Origin of the sequence: Immundisolibacter sp., assembly GCF_041625615.1 — a bacterium.
GTDB lineage: Bacteria > Pseudomonadota > Gammaproteobacteria > Immundisolibacterales > Immundisolibacteraceae > Immundisolibacter.
In genome coordinates, this window is record NZ_JBFJTF010000163.1 from 1 (window position 1) to 4406 (window position 4406).

The window sequence follows — 4406 nt, forward strand, 5'->3', positions numbered from 1 at the left end:
GCGATCGCCGTGGGTCGTCGCGTCAGGGCGCCTGGCCGACGTTGATCCGGTCGCCGGGGTCGATCATCAGAAAGCGGCTCGGGCCGGCGCCGGTGGGGATGTTGGAGTAGGCGGTCCACAGGTTGCCGTTGCGCCGGTCGAACGTGATCATGCGCAGGTAGCCCATGTCGCTGGGCAGCGGATACACGGCGAAGCTGCGGTCGTCCGGGTCGAAGCGGTAGATCACGTCCGCGTTGCTGGTGCCGATCCAGATCACCCGGCGCCACGGATCCCACACCGCGCTGTAGGCCGCATTGTTGGGGTCGGGCATCATCACCCGTGCCAGTTCGGTGTCGGACGTGCTGTCATAGATCAGCAGTTCGCCGGTGCCGAACAGCGGCACGTACAGCACGTCCTGGTCATCCAGCGCCATGCGCCGCGGGCCGGCGCCCTGCGCCAGCGGCAGGTAGACATCGACCTTGCCGGTTTCCGTGTTGACGGCGCCGACGCCGCCGGACAGCTGCGAGAACCACACGCGCTTGCCGTCACGCGTGATCACGGCGCCGTAGAGCGCGGCGTGCAGGGCCGACTGGTCGTCGCGCCGCGGCGTGTCGACCATCACCGCCTCGCCGGTCCGCGGGTCCAGGCGCGCCATGCGGTTGCTGCCGATCAGCGTGAACCAGTAGCGCCCTTGGGTGTCCGGCGTGGCGTAGAACTGGTAGTTGTAGGCGACGTCGTGCGCCATTTCGTAGGTGCCGAACTTGTCGAACAGCTGCCACTTTTCGGTCCTGGGATCGAAGCGGCCGACCACGCCCTGCTCCAGCATGGTGATCCAGAAGTCGCCGTCCGGCGTGTCGACGATGGTGTGCGGCCCGGTGGGCCCGTCGTAGGGCACCGGGTAGGGCTTCTGTTCGCCGGTTCGCGGATCGACCCGCAGCAGCCGGTTGTGCTGCAGGTCGGCGCCCCACAGGTACGGTGACTCGGGCGTGAGGCCGACCTCGCGGACGAAGGAATCCTGTGGCAGCTGGATTTCCCGCATCAGGGTGTGCGCCGTCACGCCGAGCGGCGCGCCGTAGTCGAACTGCGTCAGTTGGTCGAAGCGTGTGGGCAGGTGTTTGGCCAGAAAGGCCGAGATCTGCGCCTCGTCGTGCGCATCGAAAAAGCCGGCCGCCGGGTCGAGCACGTTCTTGAAGTCCATGCGCGTCGGGTCGTACAGGGTCTGGTCGGGCCCGATCTGCACGAACTTCACGCGCATGTAGTCGATCATGGCCTTCCAGGCCACCTGCTTCTCGGCCTCGCTCTTGCCGTCCAGCATGCGCGAGTAGTGCTGCATCTTTTCCGACGGCAACTGATGGCAGCCGGTGCATTGCAGCACTGTGTTGGCACGCGCCAGGTCGTCGGCGCCGGTGCGTGGCAGCCAGCCCGAAGGCGGCACCTGGTCAGCCAGGTTGTCGGCGGTGGTCAGGCGAATCTGGGCGCTGTCGCCGGCCGGAACCGTGACGGTCTCGAAGCCGAGCTTGCGCACGGTCAGTCGTGTTCCCGCCGCCTGCGCCGGAAAGGCGAAGCGCCCATCGGGGGTGGTGAACATGGTGTAGGTGGAGTCGCCGACCGCCAGCTGCGGTGGCGCCAGCTTGATCATGGCCTGCGCCACGGGCTGGCCGGAGGCGTCGAGTACCTGCCCTTCCAAGGCAAAGGCGGCGGCGGGCATCAAAAGCACCGCCGCCGCCAGCCTCCGTACATGCCGGCCGCGGCCGGTGGCAGCTGCTGCCATTCTCTCCTCCATCGCGCGGTGCCGTGGCCGTCTGCGCGGCGCTTCGTGCAGGCGCCCGAATCTAATACAGAGCGTTCGTTAAGGCAACGCGGCGTCGCGCCGCTGGCTGCTGCAGGGCGGCGGTCGGGAGGGGGTGGGACTGGCGGCCAGGAGCCGGCCGCCAGCCGCTGCGGGCAGCGTCAGGCGGCGCGATCGCGCCGTGCCGGCGTGGTGTAGCTGGCGAGCAGCTCGGTCTGGCGCGCGAGGGTTCGCTCGACGTTGGCTTCCTTGATGTGCCCGAATCCGCGCATCTGTTGCGGCAGGCTGGCGATTTCGATCGCCAGGGCGTGGCTGTCGTGGTCGAGGCCGGCCAGCAAGGTGTCGACCGTGGTGGCGTAATCCTCGATCAGGCGCCGCTCCATGCGCCGCTCGGCGGTGTGGCCGAACGGATCGAGCAGCGTGCCACGCAGGAACTTGAGCTTCGCCAATCCCCGCATCAGCGGCAGTATCCAGCCGCCGTATTCGCGCTTCTGCAGCTCGCCGCTGACCGGGTCGCGGCGCGCCAGCAGCGGCGGTGCCAGGTGAAAGCGCAGGCGCGTGTCGCCGGTGAAGGTCTCGCGCAGCTTGGCCAGGAACTCGCCGTTGGTATACAGGCGCGCCACCTCGTACTCGTCCTTGTAGGCGAGCAGCTTGTAGAAGTTGTGCGCCACCGCCTCGGCCAGGCCCGACAGGCCCTTGGCGCGTTCGCGCTCCGCCTGCTGTACACGCTCGACCAGTGCCTGGTAGCGCGCCGCGTAGGCGGCGTTCTGGTAGGCGGTGAGGTCTTCGACGCGCCGGGCGACCAGCGTTGGCAGGTCGGGTGCGAACGGCTCCACCGGCCCGCTGTGCTGGGCGGCGGCAATGTCCTCCACCTGGCGCGGGTGTACCGCGTACAGCCGGCCCCAGCGGAAGATGCTGGTGTTGCCGTCCACGGACACGCCGTTCAGTTCGATGGCGCGCTCGATGGCGGCCGGTGACAGCGGCAGCAGGCCACGCTGGCAGGCGTAACCGAGCAGGAACATGTTGGCGCCGATGGCGTCACCGATCAGCTGGCGCGACAGGCGCGTGGCGTCCACGAAGTGGGCGTTGCCGTCGCCGCAGAAGTCGCCGACCGCGTATTTCAGGTCCTGACCCGGCAGGGCCAGGTCAGGGCGGCGGGTGAAGTCGCCGGTCATCTGCTCGTAGGTGTTGACCACGGCCGCCGTGTGGCCGGCGCGCGCCTTGGCCAGCACTTTCTCGCTGGCGCAGGTGACCAGGTCCGGGCCCAGCAGCAGGTCGGCGTTGCCGTCGCCCACCCGCGCCGCGTGCAGGGCGTCCGGCTGCTCGGCGATCTGCAGGTGGCTGAACACCGAGCCGAATTTCTGCGACAGGCCGGTGTCGTCCAGGGTCAGGGCGTGGCGGCCCTCCATGTGCGCGGCGGTGGCCAGCAGCTGGCTCACGGTGACCACGCCCATGCCGCCGATGCCGGCGATCAGCATGGCAAACGCGCCGTCACGTTGCGGCTGGGCCGGGTCCGGCAGGCCGGCCAGCAGGTCGGCCGGCACCGCGCTGCCGCGCCGGCGCGCCAGGCTGCCGCCGTGGACGGTGACGAAGCTCGGGCAGAAGCCCTTCACGCACGAGTAGTCCTTGTTGCAGGCGGACTGGTCGATGGCGCGCTTGCGGCCGTATTCGGTCTCCAGCGGCAGCACGGACAGGCAGTTGGATTTGACCGAGCAGTCACCGCAGCCCTCGCACACGCGGTCGTTGATGAACACCCGCTTGTCCGGTTCGGCCAGCGTGCCGCGCTTGCGCCGGCGGCGCTTCTCGGTGCCGCAGGTCTGCTCGTAGATCAGCACCGACACGCCGGGGTATTCGCGCAGCTCGCGCTGCACCGCGTCGAGCTGGTCGCGATGGTCCAGCGTGGTGCCCTCGGCGAGGTCGCGGCGGTGGAACTTCTCCGGCCCGTCCGAGACCACGGCGATGCGCTGCACACCCTCGCCGTGCAGCTGGTGGGTGATCTGCGCCACGCTGATCGGGCCGTCCACCGGCTGGCCGCCGGTCATGGCCACGGCGTCGTTGTAGAGAATCTTGTAGGTGATGTTGACGCCGGCGGCGACCGCCTGGCGGATGGCCAGCAGGCCGGAGTGGTAGTAGGTGCCGTCGCCGAGGTTGACGAACACGTGCTTGAGGTCCGTGAACGGCGCCAGGCCGACCCAGCTGACGCCTTCGGCGCCCATGTGGGTCCAGGTCTTGGTGTTGCGCTCCATGCGCTGGGCCAGGAAGTGGCAGCCGATGCCGGCCAGCGCCACGCTGCCGTCGGGTACGCGGGTGCTGGTGTTGTGCGGGCAGCCGGAGCAGAAATACGGCGTGCGCTGGAACTTGGCCTGGTAGCCGGTGCTGCGCTCGCGCTGGCCGTCCAGCAGTGCCAGGCGGGCGTCGAGTCCGGCCTGCGGCGCCAGCGCGCCGACCCGGGCGGCCAGGGCCCGGGCGATCAGCCGCGGCGTGAGCTCGCCGTGGTCGGCGAACTGCAGCTCGCCGTCGGCGGTCCGCTTGCCGTGTACGCGCGGGCGGCGTCCGTCCGGCAGGGCGAACAGCAGGTCCTTGATCTGGCTCTCGAGGATGGGGCGGCCTTCCTCGACGATGAGCAGCTGCTCCAGAC

General features: G+C 69.5%; 2 protein-coding genes. Both read right to left on the bottom strand.

Annotated features, from left to right (window positions below):
- Window positions 1-22 precede the first annotated feature (22 nt).
- Window positions 23-1687, bottom strand: coding sequence for a carboxypeptidase regulatory-like domain-containing protein (locus ABYX71_RS10630; protein WP_372696472.1), 1665 nt, complete (start codon window positions 1685-1687; stop codon window positions 23-25).
- A 242-nt stretch (window positions 1688-1929) separates the two neighbouring features.
- Window positions 1930-4406, bottom strand: a 2477-nt coding sequence (locus ABYX71_RS10635) for an indolepyruvate ferredoxin oxidoreductase family protein (protein WP_372696473.1), incomplete at its 5' end; no start/stop codon positions are given.

Coding starts and splice junctions, on each gene's coding strand:
- ABYX71_RS10630 (WP_372696472.1), bottom strand. CDS start 1,687: ATGCCCGCCGCCGCCTTTGCCTTGGAAGGGCAGGTACTCGACGCCTCC.